The organism is Glycomyces halotolerans, from assembly GCF_054779575.1.
The window spans coordinates 82,421-101,275 of sequence record NZ_BAAGXZ010000009.1 but is presented as its reverse complement, the minus strand read 5'-3'; the positions used below and the strand labels follow the sequence as shown (position 1 = coordinate 101,275).

At 70.7% G+C, this 18,855-nt stretch carries 18 protein-coding genes; 10 read left to right on the top strand and 8 right to left on the bottom strand.

The features are described 5' to 3' along the window. Positions 1-37 precede the first annotated feature (37 nt). The 3 genes from ACYVL2_RS10125 to ACYVL2_RS10115 are packed head-to-tail and all read left to right on the top strand — an operon-like array spanning position 38 to position 4,298. A complete protein-coding gene (locus ACYVL2_RS10125) occupies positions 38-1,393 on the top strand; it encodes a M20/M25/M40 family metallo-hydrolase (RefSeq protein WP_460542908.1) in 1,356 nt (451 codons plus the stop codon). Further along, the gene (locus ACYVL2_RS10120) at positions 1,390-3,372 is read left to right on the top strand and encodes a dipeptidyl-peptidase 5 (protein ID WP_460542802.1); all 1,983 of its coding nucleotides are present in this window, start codon (positions 1,390-1,392) and stop codon (positions 3,370-3,372) included. Before ACYVL2_RS10125 ends, ACYVL2_RS10120 begins: the two co-directional genes overlap by 4 nt. Next, entirely contained in the window at positions 3,369-4,298 is a 930-nt protein-coding gene (locus ACYVL2_RS10115; RefSeq protein WP_460542801.1) for a S66 peptidase family protein, read from the top strand. Before ACYVL2_RS10120 ends, ACYVL2_RS10115 begins: the two co-directional genes overlap by 4 nt. Before the next feature lie 20 nt (positions 4,299-4,318). Here ACYVL2_RS10115 and ACYVL2_RS10110 read toward each other — a convergent pair whose 3' ends face one another. The 5 genes from ACYVL2_RS10110 to ACYVL2_RS10090 form a co-directional block, all read right to left on the bottom strand. Continuing rightward, positions 4,319-5,323 carry an SDR family oxidoreductase gene (locus ACYVL2_RS10110; RefSeq protein WP_460542799.1) on the bottom strand — a complete coding sequence of 335 codons (1,005 nt, stop codon included), beginning with the start codon at positions 5,321-5,323 and terminating at the stop codon, positions 4,319-4,321. Positions 5,324-5,390: 67 nt separating this feature from the next. Next, positions 5,391-6,359 (bottom strand): DUF4232 domain-containing protein, encoded by a 969-nt coding sequence (locus ACYVL2_RS10105; protein WP_460542796.1) that lies wholly within the window; start codon positions 6,357-6,359, stop codon positions 5,391-5,393. A gap of 164 nt (positions 6,360-6,523) precedes the next feature. Further along, positions 6,524-8,593, bottom strand: coding sequence for a cellulase family glycosylhydrolase (locus tag ACYVL2_RS10100; protein WP_460542794.1), 2,070 nt, complete (start codon positions 8,591-8,593; stop codon positions 6,524-6,526). 205 nt (positions 8,594-8,798) lie between these two features. Next, complete coding sequence (locus ACYVL2_RS10095; RefSeq protein WP_460542792.1) at positions 8,799-9,803, bottom strand: 2-dehydropantoate 2-reductase; 1,005 nt, start codon at positions 9,801-9,803, stop codon at positions 8,799-8,801. Positions 9,804-9,812: 9 nt separating this feature from the next. Then, complete coding sequence (locus ACYVL2_RS10090) at positions 9,813-10,982, bottom strand: ROK family transcriptional regulator (protein ID WP_460542790.1); 1,170 nt, start codon at positions 10,980-10,982, stop codon at positions 9,813-9,815. 107 nt (positions 10,983-11,089) lie between these two features. Here ACYVL2_RS10090 and ACYVL2_RS10085 point away from each other — a divergent pair, with 107 nt between their 5' ends. Further along, positions 11,090-12,313, top strand: a complete 1,224-nt coding sequence (locus ACYVL2_RS10085; RefSeq protein WP_460542788.1) for an MFS transporter — start codon at positions 11,090-11,092, stop codon at positions 12,311-12,313. Here ACYVL2_RS10085 and ACYVL2_RS10080 read toward each other — a convergent pair. Further along, complete coding sequence (locus tag ACYVL2_RS10080; protein WP_460542786.1) at positions 12,215-12,910, bottom strand: TetR/AcrR family transcriptional regulator; 696 nt, start codon at positions 12,908-12,910, stop codon at positions 12,215-12,217. The genes ACYVL2_RS10085 and ACYVL2_RS10080 overlap by 99 nt on opposite strands. Before the next feature lie 120 nt (positions 12,911-13,030). Here ACYVL2_RS10080 and ACYVL2_RS10075 point away from each other — a divergent pair, with 120 nt between their 5' ends. The 5 genes from ACYVL2_RS10075 (at position 13,031) to ACYVL2_RS10055 (ending at position 16,916) form a co-directional block, all read left to right on the top strand. Further along, positions 13,031-13,777 (top strand): SDR family oxidoreductase, encoded by a 747-nt coding sequence (locus tag ACYVL2_RS10075; protein WP_460542784.1) that lies wholly within the window; start codon positions 13,031-13,033, stop codon positions 13,775-13,777. Between the two features lie 86 nt (positions 13,778-13,863). Then, complete coding sequence (locus ACYVL2_RS10070) at positions 13,864-14,454, top strand: dihydrofolate reductase family protein (protein ID WP_460542782.1); 591 nt, start codon at positions 13,864-13,866, stop codon at positions 14,452-14,454. Then, complete coding sequence (locus ACYVL2_RS10065) at positions 14,451-14,804, top strand: YciI family protein (protein WP_460542780.1); 354 nt, start codon at positions 14,451-14,453, stop codon at positions 14,802-14,804. The genes ACYVL2_RS10070 and ACYVL2_RS10065 overlap by 4 nt, the downstream gene beginning before the upstream one ends. After that, positions 14,805-16,028: an RNA polymerase sigma factor gene (locus ACYVL2_RS10060; protein ID WP_460542778.1), complete on the top strand. Its 1,224-nt coding sequence runs from the start codon at positions 14,805-14,807 to the stop codon at positions 16,026-16,028. It begins immediately after the preceding gene. 234 nt (positions 16,029-16,262) lie between these two features. Then, a complete protein-coding gene (locus ACYVL2_RS10055) occupies positions 16,263-16,916 on the top strand; it encodes an excalibur calcium-binding domain-containing protein (protein WP_460542776.1) in 654 nt (217 codons plus the stop codon). 30 nt (positions 16,917-16,946) lie between these two features. On the opposite strand, the gene ACYVL2_RS10050 is transcribed toward ACYVL2_RS10055, so the two are convergent. After that, complete coding sequence (locus tag ACYVL2_RS10050) at positions 16,947-17,684, bottom strand: Rossmann-fold NAD(P)-binding domain-containing protein (RefSeq protein WP_460542774.1); 738 nt, start codon at positions 17,682-17,684, stop codon at positions 16,947-16,949. 274 nt (positions 17,685-17,958) lie between these two features. On the opposite strand from ACYVL2_RS10050, the gene ACYVL2_RS10045 reads away from it, so the two are divergent. After that, a complete protein-coding gene (locus ACYVL2_RS10045) occupies positions 17,959-18,102 on the top strand; it encodes a hypothetical protein (RefSeq protein WP_460542772.1) in 144 nt (47 codons plus the stop codon). Between the two features lie 172 nt (positions 18,103-18,274). Here ACYVL2_RS10045 and ACYVL2_RS10040 read toward each other — a convergent pair whose 3' ends face one another. Further along, entirely contained in the window at positions 18,275-18,514 is a 240-nt protein-coding gene (locus tag ACYVL2_RS10040) for a hypothetical protein (RefSeq protein WP_460542770.1), read from the bottom strand. Positions 18,515-18,855: the final 341 nt, after the last annotated feature.

The window sequence follows — 18,855 nt, the reverse complement described above, 5'->3', positions numbered from 1 at the left end:
GACATCGGTATCGGCATTGGAGGAGCGGCATGACCGCATCGTCCGAGCATCTCGACGCGGACGGCATCGACGAACGGGGCTGGAGGAGGCCGTCCGCTTCACCTCCGAGCTGATCCGCATCGACACCACCAACCGGGGCGGCGGCGACGGCGATGAGCGGGCGGCCGCCGAATACGCGGCCGAGAAGCTCGCCGAGGCGGGCATCGAGTCGACGCTGCTGGAGAAGGCGCCGCGCCGGTCCAACGTGGTCGCTCGGATCGAGGGCGCCGACCGGGACGCCGACGCGCTGCTGGTCCACGGGCACCTCGACGTCGTGCCGGCCGAGGCCGACGACTGGAGCGTCGACCCGTTCTCCGGGGAGATCCGCGACGGCGTCGTGTGGGGCCGCGGGGCCCTCGACATGAAGAGCATGGTCGCGATGATCCTGGCGACGGTGCGGTCGTGGGCGCGCACCGGGACGGTGCCGCGGCGGGACATCGTCGTCGCCTTCACCGCCGACGAGGAGGCCAGCGCCGAGTTCGGCGCCGGGTACCTCGCCGACCACCACCGCCGACTGTTCGAAGGCTGCACCGAGGGCATAAGCGAATCGGGCGGCTTCACCTTCCACGGCGGGCCCGGCCTGCGCATCTACCCCATCGCCGCCGGAGAGCGCGGCACCGCCTGGCTGAACCTGTCGGCGCGCGGACGCGCCGGGCACGGCTCGAAGACCAACCCGGACAACGCGGTCACCATCCTCGCCGAGGCACTGGCCCGCATCGGGCGCCACCGGTGGCCGGTGCGGCTGGTGCCGGCGGTGCGGGCGGCGCTGACCGAGCTCGCCGCGGTCTACGGCGTCGAGGCGGCCTTGGACGAGGAGGGCTTCGACGTCGACGCGCTGCTGGAGCGGCTGGGACCGGCCGCGCAGCTGGTCGAGCCGACGGTGCGGTGCAGCTCGAACCCGACCGTGTTCGAGGCCGGCTACAAGGTGAACGTGATTCCCGAGCATGCGTCCGCGCAGGTCGACGGGCGGATGCTCCCCGGCTGCGAAGCGGAGTTCCAGGCCACGATGGACGAGCTGACCGGCCCGGACGTGCACTGGGAGTTCCAGCACCGCGAAGTGCCGCTGAGCGCTCCGGTGGATTCGCCGACGTTCGCGGCGATGCGCGAGGCGGTGCTGAAGTTCGATCCGGGCGGCCGCGTGGTCCCCTACTGCATGTCCGGCGGGACCGACGCCAAGCAGTTCTCGCGCCTGGGCGTCGTCGGCTACGGTTTCGCGCCGTTGCAGTTGCCGCCGGAGCTCGGTTACGGCAGGCTGGCCCATGGAGTGGACGAACGGGTCCCGGTGGAGGGCCTGCGCTTCGGAGTGCGGGTGCTCGAGGAGTTCCTGCGGAACACGGAAGGACGCACAGCATGACCATAGCCGCTTACGGCTCCTGGAAGTCGCCGATCACCGCCGAGACGGTCGCCCGGGGCGACGGCCGTCCGGCGTTCCTCGGCGCCGTCGGCGACGAGGTCTGGTGGACCGAGCCGCGCCCGGCCGAGGGCGGGCGGCGCACGCTGGTGCGTCCCGGCGCCGACGGGCCCGAGACGGTGCTGCCGGAGCCGTGGAACGTCCGCAACCGCGTCCACGAGTACGGCGGCACGCCGTGGGTCGGGCACCTCGGGCCCGACGGTCCGCTGATCGTGTTCACGAACTTCGACGACCAGCGTCTCTACCGGCTCGAGCCGGACCGGGGCGGCGAGCCCCGGCCGCTGACGCCCGTGCCCGAGATCCCGAGCGGGCTGCGCTGGTGCGACATGGTCCTCGACACCGACCGCGGCGAGGTCTGGGCGGTCATGGAGGAGTTCACCGGCGAGCGGCCGACCGACGTCCGCAGAGTGCTCGCCGCCGTGCCGCTGGACGGCTCGGCCGCCGCGGACCGCTCGGCGATCCGTGAGCTGACCGACGACCGCTACCGGTTCACCACCGGGCCGCGCCTGTCCCCCGACGGGACACGGGCGGCCTGGATCGTCTGGAACCACCCGGACATGCCGTGGGACGGCACCGAACTGCGCACCGCCGCCGTCACCGCCGACGGCCGCTTCGAGGAGGCGCGGACCGTCGCGGGAGGCCGGGAGGAGTCCATCCCGCAGGTCGAATGGGCTCCCGACGGGACGCTCGTCGCCGCCTCGGACCGGACCGGCTGGTGGAACCTCCACCGCATCGACCCCGACTCCGGTGCGGCCACCGAGCTGTACCCGGCCGAGCAGGAGTTCGCCGGTCCGCTGTGGACCATCGGTTCGCAGTGGTTCGCGGTGCTCGACAACGGCCGCATCGCCTGCGTCCGCGGGGAGGGCGAGGGACGCCTCGGCGTCCTGGACCCCGACACCGGGGCCATGACCGACGCGACCGGGCCGTGGACCGAGTGGGCCCCGACGCTCGTCGTTCACGGCGAGCGGGTCGTCGGCTCGGGCGCCGGCCACCTGCGCGGCTACGAGGTCGTCGCCTGGGACACCGGCTCCGGCGGCATCGAGGTCATCGGCCACGAGCACGTCGACCGCGTCGACCCGGCCTACTACCCCGAGCCGGTGCGCCGGACCTTCGCCGGGCCGGCCGGGCGCGAGGTCCACGCCCACGTCTACCGGCCGCGGAACCCCGACTACGAAGCGCCGGAAGGGGAACTGCCGCCGTTCGCGGTCTGGGTCCACGGCGGCCCGACCGGGCACTTCCGGTCCGTGCTCGACCTGGAACTGGCGTACTTCACCTCGCGCGGCATCGGCGTGGTGGAGGTCGACTACGGCGGATCCACCGGGTACGGCCGCGAATACCGCAACCGGCTGCGCGAGCAGTGGGGCGTGGTCGACGTCGAGGACTGCGCGGCGGTCGCCAGAGCGCTGGCCGACGAGGGCGCCGCCGACCGCTCGCGGCTGGCGATCCGCGGCGGCAGCGCCGGCGGCTGGACCTCGGCCGCGTCGCTGACCTCGCCCGCCGCCGAAGGGGTCTACTCCTGCGCGGCGATCATGTACCCGATCCTCGACCTCGCCGGGTGGCTCGACATCGGCACGCACGACTTCGAGTCGCAGTACCTGGTCTCGCTGGTGGGCCCGTACGAGGAGGTGCCCGAGCGGTACCGCGAGCGGTCGCCGGTCAACCACCCCGAGCGGATCTCGGCGCCGTTCGTCCTGCTGCAGGGCCTGGAGGACGCCATCTGCCCGCCGGAGAACTGCGAGCTGCTGCTGGAGCGGATCAAGGGCCGGGGCGTGCCGCACGCCTACCTGACGTTCGAGGGCGAGCAGCACGGCTTCCGCAAGGAGTCCAGCATCGTCAGCGCGCTGCTGGCCGAGCATTCGCTGTACGCGCAGGCGTTCGGATTCGACGGACCGGTCGGCGCGGAACTGGAGCTGCGGGCATGATCGAGGCGCTGCGTCGACCCAGGGCCTTCAAGGCGGGCGACCGGGTCGCGGTCATCACCCCGAGCAGCCCGGTGCCGCCCGACCGGATGGACGCCGGGCTGGCGATCCTCAGGGGCTGGGGCCTGGACCCGGTCGTCATGCCCGGCGCGGGCGGCGCCCACCCGAGCCTGCCGTATCTGCCCGGGAGCGACCGGGAGCGCGCCGCCGACTTCCAGGAGGCCTGGGCCGATCCCGGTTTCGCCGGGGTGTTCTCTGCGAGGGGCGGTTACGGGGTCCAGCGGATGCTCGACTTCGTCGACTGGGAGGCGCTGGCGTCGCTGCGCGCGAAGGTCTACGTCGGATTCAGCGATGCGACGGCGATGCACGAGGCGATCGCGACCCGGCTCGGGGTGGCGACCGTCCACGGCCCGATGCCGACCTGGTCGACGTTCATCGACGACGAGACGACCCGCGAGCACCTGCGGCGCACGCTGTTCGAACCGGAGTCGGTGCAGAAGCTGGCCTCGCCGACGGCTCGGCCGCTGGTCTCCGGGCAGGCATCGGGGGTCACCTTCGGCGGCTGCCTCAGTCTGCTGGCCTCGAGCATCGGCACCGCCGAGGGCCGCCGGAGCGCCGAAGGCGGGATTCTGCTGCTCGAAGAGCTCGAGGAGGCCGACTACCGGCTCGACCGCTGCTTGACGCAGCTGCGGCGCTCGGGCCGGCTGGACGGCGTCGCCGGGATCGCGCTGGGTTCGTGGACCGGCTGCGGCCCCGAGGACGAGGTGCGCGCGGTGCTCGTCGACCGCTTGGGCGACTTGGGGGTGCCGATCGTCGAGGATTTCGGCTTCGGCCACTGCAGTCCGTCGTGGACGGTGCCGCTCGGGGTCCCGGCGATCCTCGACGCGGACGCCGGGACCCTGGCGTTCGAAGTGCCGCCGCTGCGTTAGGCGGCCGCGCGCGATGCGGCCTAAAGGGCTCGCGGCGCGTAGGCCTCGGCGAGGCGGTCCATGAGGGAGTCGAGCTTGTCGTCGACGACCTGGTACTCGGGGTGGGCGTCGTACCAGGCGATGATCTCGCGGGCGCCTTCCTTGAACGGGGTGGTGGACCGGCCGAACTCGGGCACGAGGCTCTTGATCTTCGCGTTGTCGAAGAGCATCGTGTTCGACTTGTCGCCGATGAGTCCGGCGCCCCAGTCGGGGTCGGAGGCGAGGATCGCGTCGCTGGCCACGTGGACGAGCTCGGGCTCGTCGACGCCGGCGGCCGAGGCGATGTCGAGGAAGATCTGGTTCCAGGTGGGGGCCTCGTCGCCGGTGATGTGGAAGGGCTCGCCGATGGCGGCGGACTTGCCGAGGAGGCCGACGAAGCCGACGGCGAAGTCGCGGCTGTGCGTGAGGGTCCACAGGGAGGTGCCGTCGCCGTGGACGATGCTCGGCCTGCCGTCGCGCATGCGCTGGACGGCGGTCCAGCCGCCGTGGATCGGCAGCATCGTCTCGTCGTAGGTGTGCGAGGGCCGCACGATCGTCATGGGGAAGTCGATGTCGCGATAGGCCGCGACGAGGAGCTCCTCGCAGGCGATCTTGTCGCGGGAGTACTGCCAGTAGGGGTTCTTCAGCGGCGTCGACTCCACGACCGGCATGCGGACCGGCGGGGTCTGGTAGCAGGAGGCCGAGCTGATGAAGACGTACTGGCCGGTGCGGCCGCGGAACAGGTCGATGTCGCGCTGCACCTGTTCGGGCACGAAGTTGACCCAGTTGACGACGGCGTCGTACTCCCGGTCGCCGATCGCGGCGAGGACCGCGTCGGGGTCTCCCGCGTCGGCGGTGAGCCTGGCGACCTCGGCGGGCAGGAGGCGCATCTGGCTCTCCCCGCGGTTCAGGACGGTCACGTCGATGCCCTGGCGCACCGCCTCCCGTACGCACGCGGTGCTGATGACGCCGCTGCCACCGATGAACAGGACTTTCAGATTCGACATGTCCGCTCCTTCCACTAGCCTGCCGGCCACCTTACTCGGCGGGCGCGCGGGCGCTCGGGAGCGCGGGTCAGCGCCAGGCGGTGACTTCGAGGTAGCGGGTGGTGCCCAGGTCCACCGGGGATTCCGGTTCGACGACGACGGCCGGTCCGCCGGCGGTGTAGGCGATGGAGAGTCGGGGGTCGCTGACGACGGCGCCGGTATCGGCCGACTCGACCTTGTTGCGCCACAGCAGGCCGGCGCTGACCGACTCGCCCGGTTCGACGACGATCCGGGACGGCCCGGGATCGGTGAGCGTGTCGGACCCGTGATGGACCTCGACCTGGATCGGAGAGCCGTCCTGGAGGACCTCGATCACCGGGTAGCCGTCGACTTCGATCGCGGCCTGGCCGCAGTTGACGAGCTCGATGCCGGCCGAACGGATGCCCATGGCCGCGCTGCCTTGGGCGACGGTGACGTGGAAGCCGGCTTCGGGGCACGTCGCCGGCGCCTGGTCGTCCTCGTCTTCGGTGGCGGGTGAGGCGGTCTCGACCGGTTCGGTGTCGGCGTCGCCCGCCGGACGCTGCCATGCCCCGAGCTCGAGGACGTGGTCGCGGAGGAGCTCGAAGGCTGGGTCGACCTCGACCGGGTGGCCGTGGTGGTCGGGCAGTGCGGTGATGAGCAGGCGGTCGACGGTGAGGGTGTTCTCGGCGTGCTCGGGTACGTCCGTCCAGGCGAGCGGTGCGATGAGGGCGTCGCCGGGGCCGACCTCCACCGTTTCGGGCTCGTTGCCGTCCCGGCTGACGGTGACGTCGCCGCCGAAGACGCCGACGTTCGGGTGGCTGTCGAGGAGTCGCGGCGCGTCACCGCAGTTGACCAGGCCGATGGCGAGGAATCGCTTCCCCGCCGCCGTTCCGGTCGGCGTCACCGAGACGTCGAGCCCGGACTCGTGGCAGCCCTGGGCGGGCTCCTGTCCGGGGTCGGAGCCTCCGGCTCCGCATCCGGCCAGTGCCAGACCGAGGGCGAGGAGCGATGTCGGCAGTCGGAGTGCGCGCGTCACGGGGTTGGCCTTCTTCGGTGGAGGGTCGGAGGTCGAGCCATATGGGACAGACCCTACCCGAATCGGCCTGTGTCGACCGCCCGCGAGCCTGGCGAGCGAGTGCGGCCGGCCGGGCACCGCTCCGTTCTGAGCGGTGCCCGGCCGGCCGCGGTGGTGGTTCGGCGTCAGCCGACCGTCCCGGTGACCGAGCCGCCGGACTTGGTCACGGCGTAGGCGACCGTCTCACCGCTCCAGAAGTGGAACGTGAGCGTCACTTCCTGGCCGTCGTTGACCTCGGCGAAGAAGTCCGAGGTGAGCGTGATCTCGCCGGCGCTGTAATCGGGCTCGAAGGCGCGCGCGAACTCCTTGTAGGAGGTCCAGTTCTGCGGGCCGGCGTTGCCGCTGCCGTCGGCGTAGACCGCCTCCATGGTGGCGAGCTGGTCGCCGTTGAACTGGGTCGGGATCGCGAACGAGTCGGTCGTGCCCGAGGCGTTCTGCATGGTCGGCGTGTCGTAGCTGACCACGCTGATCCGCCAGTCGACGCCCTGCGAGAACTCGGCGTGCAGGTCGGCGTTGACTCCGTACTCCTGGGAGCCGACAAGTTCGGTCAGCTTGGAGGCCTTGATGGTCAGCTGGTCGCCCGAGACGGTGTAGTCGGCGCCCTCGGTCAGCTGCGTGCCGCCGTGGCGCAGGCCCTCGAACGTGGTGCCGTTCGGGTTCAGCGTGAGCGTCGCGTCCGAGATGGATCCTGAGCGTTCGACGAACACCTGGTCCGAGGACGCGGTGCCCGAGCGGGTGGTCCAGCCGGCCTCGAGCATCGCGAACAGCTCGGGGTCGCTCCACTCCAGGGAGGTCCGGCCGAGGTGCTGGCCGTTGTCCCACAGCTGCAGCGTGAGGTCGTTCTCATTGGCGGAGTGGCCGATGTACTCGAAGAACTTCAGCTTCTCGCCCTGTTGGACGGTGCCGGTGTGGGCGTCGAAGCCGAGCAGGCCCCACTCGCCGACGATCACGGGGACGCCCTGGGCCACGAAGGTGTCGTGGGCCCGCCCGAAGTAGGAGTCGACGTCCTGGCGGACCTCGTCGTCGAAGGTGGTGTAGCCGGCGATGTTCACGCTGAACGGCCAGAAGCCGTAGTAGTGGATGGTCGCCGCGATGTTGGGGTCGTTCAACGAGGCGATGGTGTCGTTCAGCGCGTCGAGGTACTGCTGCTCGGAGTTGGTGTGCAGGGTCGGCAGGACCAGCACCCGGTCGGCGTTGCCGCCGCCGGAGTCGCGCACGATCTGGTGGAACGAGGTGTTCAGCTCGTCGAGCAGGCCGTTGGCGGTCGCGTCGTCGACGTTGTTGAACTGCGGCTCGTTGACGCTCTCGAACAGCAGCTCCGGCGGAGCGTCGCGGAAGCGGTCGGCCAGCTGGGTCCAGATCGCGTCGTAGCGGGCGAGCACCGCGTCGTGGTTCGTCGGCATGTCGGCCATCCAGATCCACGAGTCGTGGTGGATGTTGATCATCACGTACAGGTCGGCCTGGAGCGCCCAGCCCACCACCTCCTCGACTCGGTCGAGGTATGCCGGGTCGATGGCGTAGTCGGGTGCACCGCCTTGGTGGTCGTCCCAGGTGACCGGGATGCGGATGCTGTTGAAGCCCTCGGCCTTGATGTGCTGGATCAGGTCCTGGGTGATGCGCGGGTTGCCCCAGGCGGTCTCGTCGGAGCCGACCGAGTCGAGCGAGTTGCCGAGGTTCCAGCCCGGCTGCATGGCCGCGACGGTCGCCATCGCGTCGCCGCCGGTGGGCGGCGGGTCGGTGGTCGTGGGCGGGGTGGTCGGTTCGACGACGCCGCCGTTGCACGCCACGCCGTTGAGGGTGAACGCGGTGGGGACGTCATTGCCGCCGGACCAGGAGCCGTTGAAGCCGAACGAGGTGGTCGCGTCGGTGGCGATCGAGGCGTTGTATCCGGCGTCGCTCGCGGTGACCTGGTCTCCCGAGGAGGTGACCGTGGCGTTCCACGCCGAGGTGACCCGCTGTCCGGACGGGAAGGTCCACTCGAGCCGCCAGCCGTCGATGGGCTCGCCGAGGTTGGTGATCGCGACGTTGGCGGTGAATCCTCCCGGCCATTCGTGCTGGATCCGGTAGTCGACCTCGCAGCCGGCGGCGGCCTGGGCGACCATCGGGGTCACGATGCCGAGGCCGGCCACGACGGCGGCCAGTGAGGTCACGGCGAGTACGAGCCGCTTCCGGGTTCTTCGTATAGCACCGAGCATGGCACTCCTTCGATACGTGGGCGATTGCATGAGGACGGCGTCGACGACGGCGCGCCATCGACGCTTCTCAATGCCAAGATTAAGTTGGCAGACCCAACTTTGTCAAACCACGTCAGCCGCGGATCTCAATTGGTGAAACGAGCTTTTAAAGGGGCCCAGCAACAAAGCACCCGGCGCCATCGCACGGCGACGGGCGGCTGCGGGCTCAGCGCCGGGCCCGGAGGTATGCGAGCAGTTCCGCGCCAGTCCACGGGCGGCGACCGCGCGTCTCGGTGACGTGGACCAGGTCTACCAGCCGCTGGTTGACCGGCGCCTCCCTGCCGCTGAGATTCGCCAGCGCCACGATCTCGCCATTGAGGTAGTCCACTTCGGTGGGACGCTCGGCTTCGAGGTCGTCCGACATCGAGGACCGCGCCGTCGGATCGATCGCGAGGATCCGGCCGGACACTCGGGTGAAGATCGCGTCCGGCAACGTCAGGAGGGCCGGCATCCATTCGGGCGGCAGGGCCGTGAGCCGGGCCGGTTCGATGCCGGCGGCGGCGTAGACGTCGAGCGCCTCGCGCAGCGCGTCGGCCATGCACCGCCGGAAGGCCCGCCGCGACAGCTCCTCGCGCAGCGGCAGGCCCGAGAGCGCGTTGATCGCGTTGTTGAGGTTGAGCAGGAGTTTGGCCGCCTGCACCCCGATCATGTCGTCGTGCTGGACCAGGGGCAGGCCCGCGCGTTCGAACAAGGGGATCCAGGGTTCGAGGGCCTGGTGCCGCTTCACTTCGAGCGCGCCCTCGGTGGCGCCGTGGAAGCGGCCCTCGCCCTGGTTCACCACATTGAAGCCGACCATGCCCGGCAGCACCGTGACCGTCTCGGGCAGCCGCCGGAGCAGAACCTCGGCATTGTGCAGGCCGTTCTGGAAGCTGACGACGACCGCGGCGGGCTTGACCCGGGTGGCCAGCTCCTCCCCCGCCGCCGGCGTCGAGGCCGATTTGACGGTGACCAGGACCAGGTCCGCGTCGCCGGCCGCGTCCGGATCGGTCTCGAACCGCGGTTCAGTCGAGCTGAGCCGGCCGCCGCGCCAGTCGGTGAGGGTGAGGCCGTGCTCGGCGATCTGGCGCGCCATCCGCTCGCGTCCGACGAGGACGACGTCGGTTCCGGCCGCGGCCAGCCGCCCGCCCACGTAGCAGCCGACGTTCCCCGCCCCGTACACGCACACCCGCATGTCCTGAGGCTACCCTCGCCGCTCCCGCTCCCACTGCGCCAAGCCTTCTTCGGTGAGAATCCCGTCGAAGGCGACCTCGGCCGCGCCGAGCAGCGGGCCGTCGGCGCCGAGCGTGGAGGGCACCAGGGCCGGCGGTTCGGCGCGGCGGAACCGCATCAGGCCGGCGTGGTAGGCCTCCTGGACCGTCTCCGGGAGCTTTTCGAGCAGCGACGAGGCCAGGCCGCCGAGCGCCACCACCTCAGGGTCGAGCGCGTTGACCAGGCCGGCGATGCCGCGCCCGAGGGTGGTCGCGCACGCTCGGACGGCGGCGCGCGCGTCCGGAGCGGGGTCGGCCATGGTGGCGACGGCGTAGGCGCGGGGATCGTCGGGCTCGGCGTGCCCCCGCAGGCGCGCCATGGCGCGACCGTCGACGGCCACGTCCCAGCAGCCGCGGGTGCCGCAGGGGCAGGCGACTGCCGGGTCGCCGAACGGCAGGTGGCCGAACTCGCCCCCGGCCCCGGTCGCTCCGGTCGACGCGCGTCCGCCGTCGACGAAGACGCCGCCGATGCCGACCTCGATGTGCAGGTAGAGGACGGTGCGGCCGGGGCGGGAGCGCCGGGCCTCGGCCAGGCCGGCGAGGTTGGCGTCGTTGGAGACCCGCTGCGGGAGCGAGTCGAGCAGCGGCGGGATCTCGACGTCCTCCCAGCCGAGGACGCTGGCCTGGGCGATCCGGTCGCGGCGCACGGTGGCAGTGGCGGACACCGACACCGCGCGCAGGCGGCGGCCGTGCCGTCCGGCCAGGGCGCCGACGGCTTCGCGCAGGTCCGCGACGACCGCCGCCGGACGGCGGTCCCGGTGTTTTCCGGCCGCGTGGTCGGTGAAGCGGCCTTCGAGGTCGGCGACGGCCACGCGCCAGTCGGACTGCCTGATGTCGACCGCGACCGCCAGCGGCCCGCGCGGATGGGCGTGGAGCGTGGAGGTGGGCCGGCCCCGTCCGGCCGGGGGCGCGGGGCGCTCGGACAGCAGTTCCAGTTCGCGCAGGCGGGCACAGATCTCGGTGGCCGAGCCGCTGGCGATGCCGAGTTCTCGGGACGCCTCGGCTCGCGTGATGCCGGGCCGGGAGCGGACCAGGCGCAGCATGTCAAGGGCACCGAGCCAGCGCGCCGCTTCGGCGCGGCCCACTCTGGAATCAGCTTGCACTGCCCGCCTCCCAGGTTTATTCTCGCCATACGAGTTTATTTGATCTACGGTGGTGCCATGCGAAGTTACCGCAATGCGGGAGCCGCCCTCACCGGCGGCGCACGATCATGACCGGCGTCGACCTCGAGCCGGAGACGGCGGACGAGGCCAGGGCGGTCGACCGCGTCCTCGGCGGGGCGCAGCTCTCGCTGGGGTTCATGGTCGCGTCCTTCGGTCCGTACCTGGCGACGATCGCCGATGAGTTGGGGCGCCCGCGCGCGCAGCTGGTCTGGCTCACCTCGACCTTCGGCGTGGGGCTGCTGCTGGCGGCGGTCGCCGGGCCGACCGTGCTGCGGTGGGGCGCCGGGCGGGTCCTGCGGGCGGCGGCGCTGGCGATGGCGGTGGGATCGGCGGCGATGGCGGTCAGTCCCGTGCTGGCGCTCGTGGGTCTGGGTTCGGCGTTGGTCGGACTGGGCTGCGCGGCGATCGTGCTGGTCACTCCGGTGCTGTTGAGCGGCCCCGGCGCGGCGCGGCGGCTGACCAGGACGGTGGGCGCGGCCAGCGCCGCCGGCGTGTCGGCCCCGCTCACGTTCGGTCTGCTGGAGCACCTGGGGCAGCCGGGGCGGTTGGCGATGCTGGTCCCGGTGCCGATCCTGGTGGCGGTCGCCGCGAGGCGCGCGGTGTCGGCTCCGGCACCGCCGCCGTCCGACGGGTCGCGTCCGGCCGCGGGTCCGGCGGCGGTGGGCGGACTGCGCATCGTGCTGGCGGTGGCCGCCGAGTTCTGCTTCGTGGTCTGGGCGGCGGCGCGGCTGGTCGACACGGGTGCGTCGCTGGGGACCGCGGCGGCGTTGAGCACCGCGTTCCCGATCGGCATGGCGGCCGGCAGGCTGCTGGGGCATCGTCTGGCCGCCAGGCCGGGGGCGGCCTCGTTCGCGTCGTTGGGGGCGATGGTCGGCACCGGGATCGTGTTCGCGGGCGATTCGGCGCCGATCGTGGCGGCCGGGGTGCTGGTCTCGAGCCTGGGGATCTCGCTGCTGTATCCGATCATGCTGGCGCAGTTGGTGCACGTGCCGAACCTGTCGGCGCGCCACTCCGCGTCGATCGGCTCGCTGGCTTCGGGCACGGCGATCCTGTCGGCGCCCGCGGTCCTGGGCTGGCTGGACACGGTGATCGAACTGCGGACGGCCTTCCTGCTGCCGATCCCGCTGCTGTTGGCGCTGTTGCTGCTGCTCCCCCGCCGGAAGTCGCGCGGTTTAGCGGGGCGCGTCGGCGAGCCGGTCGAGCAGTTCGCCGAGGAGGGCCCGTTCACCGGCCGAGACGAGGTGCTCGGCGTCTCCGAGCACGGCTTTTAGTCCGGCGGCGCGGGCGGCGAAGTCGGGCGCTTCGGCGGCCGGTGCACCCGTGATGGCGCCGATCGTGGCCTCGCGGAGGCGGCGCGACAGGTCGGGGTCGCGGTCCTCGGGGGGCGTGCCGATGAGACTGAGCGTCACTCCGGTGCCGGCGGCGCGGATCATGCGCGCGGCGGTGAGGACGCTCACGGCGAGCCTGCCGGCCTCGGCGACGCGTTCGACCAGCAGGAGTAGCCGCCGCATGGCCAGCTGCGTGGCCTCGGTTTGGCGCGCGGGGTCGGGCCGCCCGTACATCAGCAGGTAGTGGCCCGGGTGCTCGAGCCCGAAGCGGACGTGGAGGTCCCATCCGGCGCGCAGGTCGTCGACCGGGTCGTCGGTGAGCCGCAGGCCGTGCTTCTCGGCCAGGTAGGACTCGAATCCGCTGGCGGCCACGGCGTCGAGCAGGCCGCTCATGTCGTGGAACAGGCGGTAGATCGTCGGGGGCTGGACGCCGGCGGCGGCGCTGACGGCGCGGGTGGTGACGCCGTCGCGGCCGTGGGATTCGAGCAGCTTCGCCGCCGCGTCCACGATCCGCTGCCGTACCTCGTCTCGTTCGCTCACGTATCGACGATAACAGGTGCTTGATAAAGCCGGTTGCATTCCGCTGAGAACGGTGTATTGTTATCGGTGATAACACGCGACGGCCGCATCACGGTCGCCGATCCCAGAGGAGACCAGCACATGAAGATCTCAGGCAACACCGTCCTCATCGTCGGAGGCACCTCCGGCATCGGCCTCGAACTCGCCCTGCGGTTCCACAAGGCCGGCAACCAGGTGATCATCGCCGGACGGCGCCGGCGGCTGCTCGACCAGATCACCGCCGAGCACGCGGGCATCGAAGCCGAACCGGTCGACATCACCGACGCCGAATCCGTCCAGCGCCTGTTCACCGACGTCACCGCCGCGCACCCCGAGCTCAACGTGCTCGTCGCGATGGCCGGGATCATGGAAGGCGAGAACGTGCTGGACCCGGAGTCCATCGAGACCGCCGAACGCGCGATCGCGACCAACCTGCTCGGCCCGATCCGCCTGGTGCACACGTTCGCGCCCCACCTCACCGAACGGGAGGACGCCGCGATCCTCACCGTGACCTCCGGCCTGGCCTACGTGCCGCTCGCGGCCACGCCGACCTACAGCGCCACCAAGGCCGCCGTCCACTCCTACACCGAGTCACTGCGCGAGCAGTTGCGCGAGACCTCGGTGCAGGTCATCGAGATCGCCCCGCCGCTCACCCGGACATCGCTGATGGGCGAGCGGACCGACAGCGACCACGCCATGCCGCTCGACGAGTTCGCCTCGGAGACCATGCACCTGCTCGAGACCCGGCCGGACGCGCGGCAGATCCTGGTCGACCGCGTCAAGCCGCTCCGCTACGCGGAAGTCGAGGGCAACTACGACCGGATCTTCGCGGCACTGGCGGCGAGCTGACGGGGAGCGGCCGAGCCTGAAACCGAGCATCGCCGAAAATCTCCGCGGCGACGATGTCGATACCGCCCGGGCCCGTTCGTATGAACATGCGCAAGATCAACGTCATCAACCACCTCACCCTCGACGGCGTCATGCAGGCGCCCGGCCGACCCGACGAGGACACCCGCGGGGACTTCGACGCCGGCGGCTGGGCCGCGGCGGGACACGACCAGGTCATGGGCGACTTCCTCGGCAAGCGGATGGCCGAGGGCGGACCGCTGCTGCTGGGGAGGCGCACCTACGAGGATTTCGCCTCCTACTGGCCGAAGCAGCAGGACAACCCGTACACCGAGGTCCTGGAACGGACCGAGAAGTACGTCGCCTCCACGACGCTCCGCGAGCCCTTGCCGTGGCGGCACTCCATCCTGCTCGACGGCACGCCGGGCGTCGCCGACCTCAAGCGGCGGCCCGGCCCGGACGTCACCGTCATGGGCAGCGGCGACCTGATCGGGACGCTCATGGACGAGCGGCTCATCGACGAATTCGTGCTCATGATCCACCCGGTCGTTCTCGGCACGGGCCGGCGGCTGTTCGACCGGTCGGAACGGCGCATCGAAATGGACCTGGTTGATAGCATCACCACCACGACTGGTGTGGTGATCGCGACGTACCGGCCCCAGGGAGGCGGCAGCCGATGAAGCAGTACCTGCTCTCGATCTACCAGCCCGGCGGCCCGCCGCCACCGCCCGAGGCCCTCGAGCGGATCATGCGGGAACTCGACGAGGTCAACGCCGAGATGCGCCGCGAAGGCGCCTGGGTCTTCGGCAACGGCCTGCACGAGCCGAGCACCGCCACCGTCGTCCGCCACAGCGACGGCGACACGCTCATCACCGACGGGCCCTTCACCGAAGGCAAGGAGCACCTCGGCGGCATCACGATCCTCGCCGCACCGGACCTGGACGCCGCCCTGGGCTGGGCCGACAAGGTCGCCCGCGCGACCGGCCTGCCGATCGAGGTCCGCCCGTTCCAAGGAGAGGCCCCCGGCTGAGTGTCGAACGTCCCCGGGCCCGACACCGCACGGATCGGCGAGATCTTCCGCGCCGAATACGGCCGTGCGGTATCGGTGCTGGTGCGCGCGATCGGCGACATCGACCTCGCGCAGGACGCCGTCCAAGAGGCCTTCGCGGAAGCGCTCCGCAGATGGCCCGCCGACGGCGTGCCGCCGCGCCCGGCGGGGTGGATCATCACGACCGCCAGGAACCGGGCGATCGACCGGCACCGCCGCGAGAGCGCCCGCGACCGCAAACATGGAGAGGCCGCGCTCCTGCGGTCGACCGAACCACCACCGGAGGAGGGCGCCGTGCCGGACGAACGACTGCGGTTGATCTTCACCTGCTGCCACCCCGCGCTGGCCCCGGCCTCGCGGGTGGCGCTGACGCTTCGCCTGATCGGCGGACTCACCACCGCCGAGATCGCCCGGGCGTTCATGGCCAAGGAATCGACCATGGCCCAGCGCCTGGTGCGGGCCAAGGGCAAGATCCGAGACGCCGGGATCCCCTACCGGGTGCCCCGCGACGCCGACCTGCCGGACCGGCTGCGGACCGTGATGGCGGTGCTCTACCTGATCTTCAACGAGGGTTACATCTCGACCGCCGGGGACGGGCTGGGGCGCGGCGAGCTGTGCGACGAGGCGATCCGGCTCGCCCGGGTGCTGGTCGAGCTCATGCCGGACGAGCCCGAGCCCGCCGGACTGCTGGCGCTCATGCTGCTGGTCGACGCTCGGCGCGAGGCGCGCACCGGCGCCGACGGCGAACTGATCCTCCTGGCCGACCAGGACCGGTCCCGCTGGGACCGCGCCCGGATAGCCGAGGGCCAAGCGATGGTGCGGGCCTGCCTGCGGCGCGACATGCCGGGCCCGTACCAGATCCAGGCGGCCGTCAACGCGGTGCACAGCGACGCGGCCTCGGTGGCGGAGACCGACTGGAGGCAGATCGTCGAACTCTACGACCAGCTGATGGCCTTCACGCCGACGCCGATCGTGGCGCTCCACCGCGCAGTCGCCGTCGCCGAGGTGGACGGCCCGCGCGCCGCGCTCGAAGACGTGGACCGGCTCGATCTCGACGGCCACCACCTGTTCCATGCCGTCAGAGCCGACCTGCTCCGCCGTTCGGACCGACCGGACGAGGCGGCCGAGGCCTACCGGGAGGCCCTCGCCCGCACCGACAACTCCGCCGAACGATCCCTCCTGAAGCAGCGACTCGCCGAACTCTGACCTGATCGGGCTTATCGCGCGCTTGCTCAAAGCTCCGGCTCGTGGGGATGCCGTCCGCTGACGCGCGCCGACGTGAGCACCGAATCGGCTACACGACGAACCCCGATTCCACGCCGAAAACTGCAGGTGTGACGCTAATCTCAGAGTAGGAGTTCCAATAAGAAATTCCGTCATTCAATCAATGCGGAAGCGCAGAGCAAGAAAATGAAACAAACACCACCTGCCCCGAGGGGCTTGCGGAAATATGCGAGCAATGTCCGTACCGAGCCGATTCTGTTCAGAGGGTTCCTCGCGGTCACCGGCATCATGGTGCTGGCCCTGGGAGTGATACTCGGTTCCGCGCTGTCGCGCCAATCCCAAGACCGGCTGTACGAGCTCGAGGCGGACAACGCCGCGGCATCCCAAGAGTTCAAGACGTACCAGGACGAGATCGAAGAGTTGGAAGGCCGAATCGAGGAACGCGACTCGGTGATCGATGAGCTCGACGAGCGCGAGGCCGCTCTCGACGAACGGGAGACGGATCTCGACCGGCGTGAATCGACACTCGACGACCGAGAAGAGGACATGGAGGAACTGCAGTCCGATCTCGATGCCCGCGCCGAAGAACTCGCAGAGCTCGAATCAGAGCTGGACGCCCGAGCCGATGAACTCGCGAGACTGGAGTCGGAGCTCGACTCTCGATCGGACGAGCCCGCCGACGAGGAAGCGGACACCGACGAACCGAGCGCCCCTCCGACGGAGACTCAGGATGAAGAGAGCGACAGCGGTTCGGTCGAGTACGAGAACTGCGACGCCGCTCGGGAGGCGGGCGCCGCGCCAGTCAGGGAGGGCGATCCCGGATACGGCCGCCACCTGGACCGAGACGGCGATGGAGTCGGATGCGAATGACGAGGGGAGTCTTCGCATCCGCAGGAGTCCTCAGTCCATGTTGTGGCCGCCGTTGACGGTGATCCGCTGTCCGGTGACGAATGCGGCCGCCTCGGAAGCGAGATAGGAGACGGCGGCGGCCACGTCGGCGGGGACTCCGATGCGGCCCATCGGCACGTCGGAGACGTAATCTGCCAGGTCGGCATCGGTGAGGTCACCGTGCCGCTCGACCGGCACCCAACCGGGCGCGATGAGGTTGACGGTGATGCCGTCGGCGCCGAGTTCGCGGGCCCACGAACGGGTCAGGCCCCACTGCGCGCCCTTCGCCGCCACGTACGCCGAATGTCCGGGCAGCGCCCGTTCGAACATGTCGGAGCCGATCTGGATCACTCGCCCGCTCCCTGCCGCCCGCATGTCCGCCAGCACGGAGCGCAGCAGCAGCGTGGGGCTCTTGACGAAGAACTCCAGCTGGTCGAGATGGTCGCGCCAGGCGAGGCGGTCGACGGGAGTCTCCGGCTGCGGCCCGGTCGCGTTGCACACCAGGACCTCCACCGGTCCCAGCGTCGACCGGACCCGCTCGGCCAGGTCTGCGACGGCGGTCTCATCGGTGACGTCCGCGCCGAAGGACTCGGCGGTGCCGCCCGCCGCCCGGATGTCGGCGACGACCTGGTCGGCTTTGGTGCGACTGGCCGCGTAGTTGACCGCGACGGCGAAGCCGTCGTCGGCAAGGCGGTGGGCGATGGCGGCGCCGAGGCCGCGGGAAGCGCCGGACACGAGTGCGACGGGCATATGGTTCTCCATTTCGGCGGCGCTACGACGGCGCCGGCGGGACGGGCCGTTCAGCGGTCCTCACGGCAGCGAGCTGAAAACTCGCCAATCGAGCATATTAGGCGACCGGCGCTGGGAGACCCGTCCGACCTCGCGACCTCCCGGATACCAGTACTCCACGCACGAGCGGCGCCGAACGTTCGAGAGTCGACGCCGCTCATCGGGATTGCGGCGGCGACTACGCGAGTATGGAGCGTACACGCCGCGGGCGCCGTGGACCGGTCCAGAGGAGCCGGTGAACGCCGAGGGGAAGGCCCTCGCCGTCGACGAGCCTCCGGGGAATCTCGCCCCGGACGATCCGGCCTCGGCCGTGCTGTTCCGAATGGAGCTGGAAGCGGCGGGAATCGACATCGACCACGAGGTCGAGTTCGTCGACTGAGCGTCTGCCGCGGCTTCGCGCACGCGAAGCCGCGAGTCGCACCGAACTTCGGGGTTTGCCTACTCGTAGGCGAGATACAGGCCGGGCTTGTCGCGTTCCGCGACTTGCACCCGCGCGGGGCGGGCGGCTCGTCCGCGCCGCCCGCCCGATGCTCACCGCTTGCGACTCGATGTCACAAGCCGTGCTCGTTCTTGAAGTCCTCGGCGGCTCCGTGCGTCTGATCCTCGACGTTCTGACCGAACTCGTCCGCGCCCTGCACGGCCTCCTCGGCCTGCTGCGCGACCTCGTCCGCCTGCTCATCGAACGGCACGGCCACCGCTCCGCCCAACATCTCCCCGGCCTGCCCCTTGACGTCCTCGGCCGCTCCGGTGACCATGTCCTTCAGCTCATTGAACTTGTCCAGCAAGCCCATCGGCTTACCCCCTTGTCGTAGGTACCTCCCACTATAGGAGGGCTCGAGGCGAACCGACGTTCCTCGAAGCCGCGCATATCGGCCGGTCGCTCCGCTGCTCGACCGGGCTCGTTCAACCGTGTCTCACTGCTACCTGATCGAACAGTATGCACGTCGACAGCACTGTTTGCATTCCTCTCTCCCTGTTCAATCTGATATGAACTTTTCATTACTCCTTGACGAATTAGTTCCTTATGGGTATATATGGGGTTACCGACCGACCCCCTCGCGAATTGAATGGGAGCGCTTCCGCCCTGCGATTCAGTGGCGCGGGCCCTCCGGTCTCCTAACCCCAGTGCCAC

Bases quoted from the DNA above. Each gene is read 5' to 3' on its own strand.
- ACYVL2_RS10120 (WP_460542802.1), top strand. From the start codon at position 1,390: ATGACCATAGCCGCTTACGGCTCCTGGAAGTCGCCGATCACCGCCGAG.
- ACYVL2_RS10115 (WP_460542801.1), top strand. From the start codon at position 3,369: ATGATCGAGGCGCTGCGTCGACCCAGGGCCTTCAAGGCGGGCGACCGG.
- ACYVL2_RS10110 (WP_460542799.1), bottom strand. From the start codon at position 5,323: ATGTCGAATCTGAAAGTCCTGTTCATCGGTGGCAGCGGCGTCATCAGC.
- ACYVL2_RS10100 (WP_460542794.1), bottom strand. From the start codon at position 8,593: ATGCTCGGTGCTATACGAAGAACCCGGAAGCGGCTCGTACTCGCCGTG.
- ACYVL2_RS10095 (WP_460542792.1), bottom strand. From the start codon at position 9,803: ATGCGGGTGTGCGTGTACGGGGCGGGGAACGTCGGCTGCTACGTGGGC.
- ACYVL2_RS10085 (WP_460542788.1), top strand. From the start codon at position 11,090: ATGACCGGCGTCGACCTCGAGCCGGAGACGGCGGACGAGGCCAGGGCG.
- ACYVL2_RS10075 (WP_460542784.1), top strand. From the start codon at position 13,031: ATGAAGATCTCAGGCAACACCGTCCTCATCGTCGGAGGCACCTCCGGC.
- ACYVL2_RS10070 (WP_460542782.1), top strand. From the start codon at position 13,864: ATGCGCAAGATCAACGTCATCAACCACCTCACCCTCGACGGCGTCATG.
- ACYVL2_RS10065 (WP_460542780.1), top strand. From the start codon at position 14,451: ATGAAGCAGTACCTGCTCTCGATCTACCAGCCCGGCGGCCCGCCGCCA.
- ACYVL2_RS10050 (WP_460542774.1), bottom strand. From the start codon at position 17,684: ATGCCCGTCGCACTCGTGTCCGGCGCTTCCCGCGGCCTCGGCGCCGCC.
- ACYVL2_RS10040 (WP_460542770.1), bottom strand. From the start codon at position 18,514: ATGGGCTTGCTGGACAAGTTCAATGAGCTGAAGGACATGGTCACCGGA.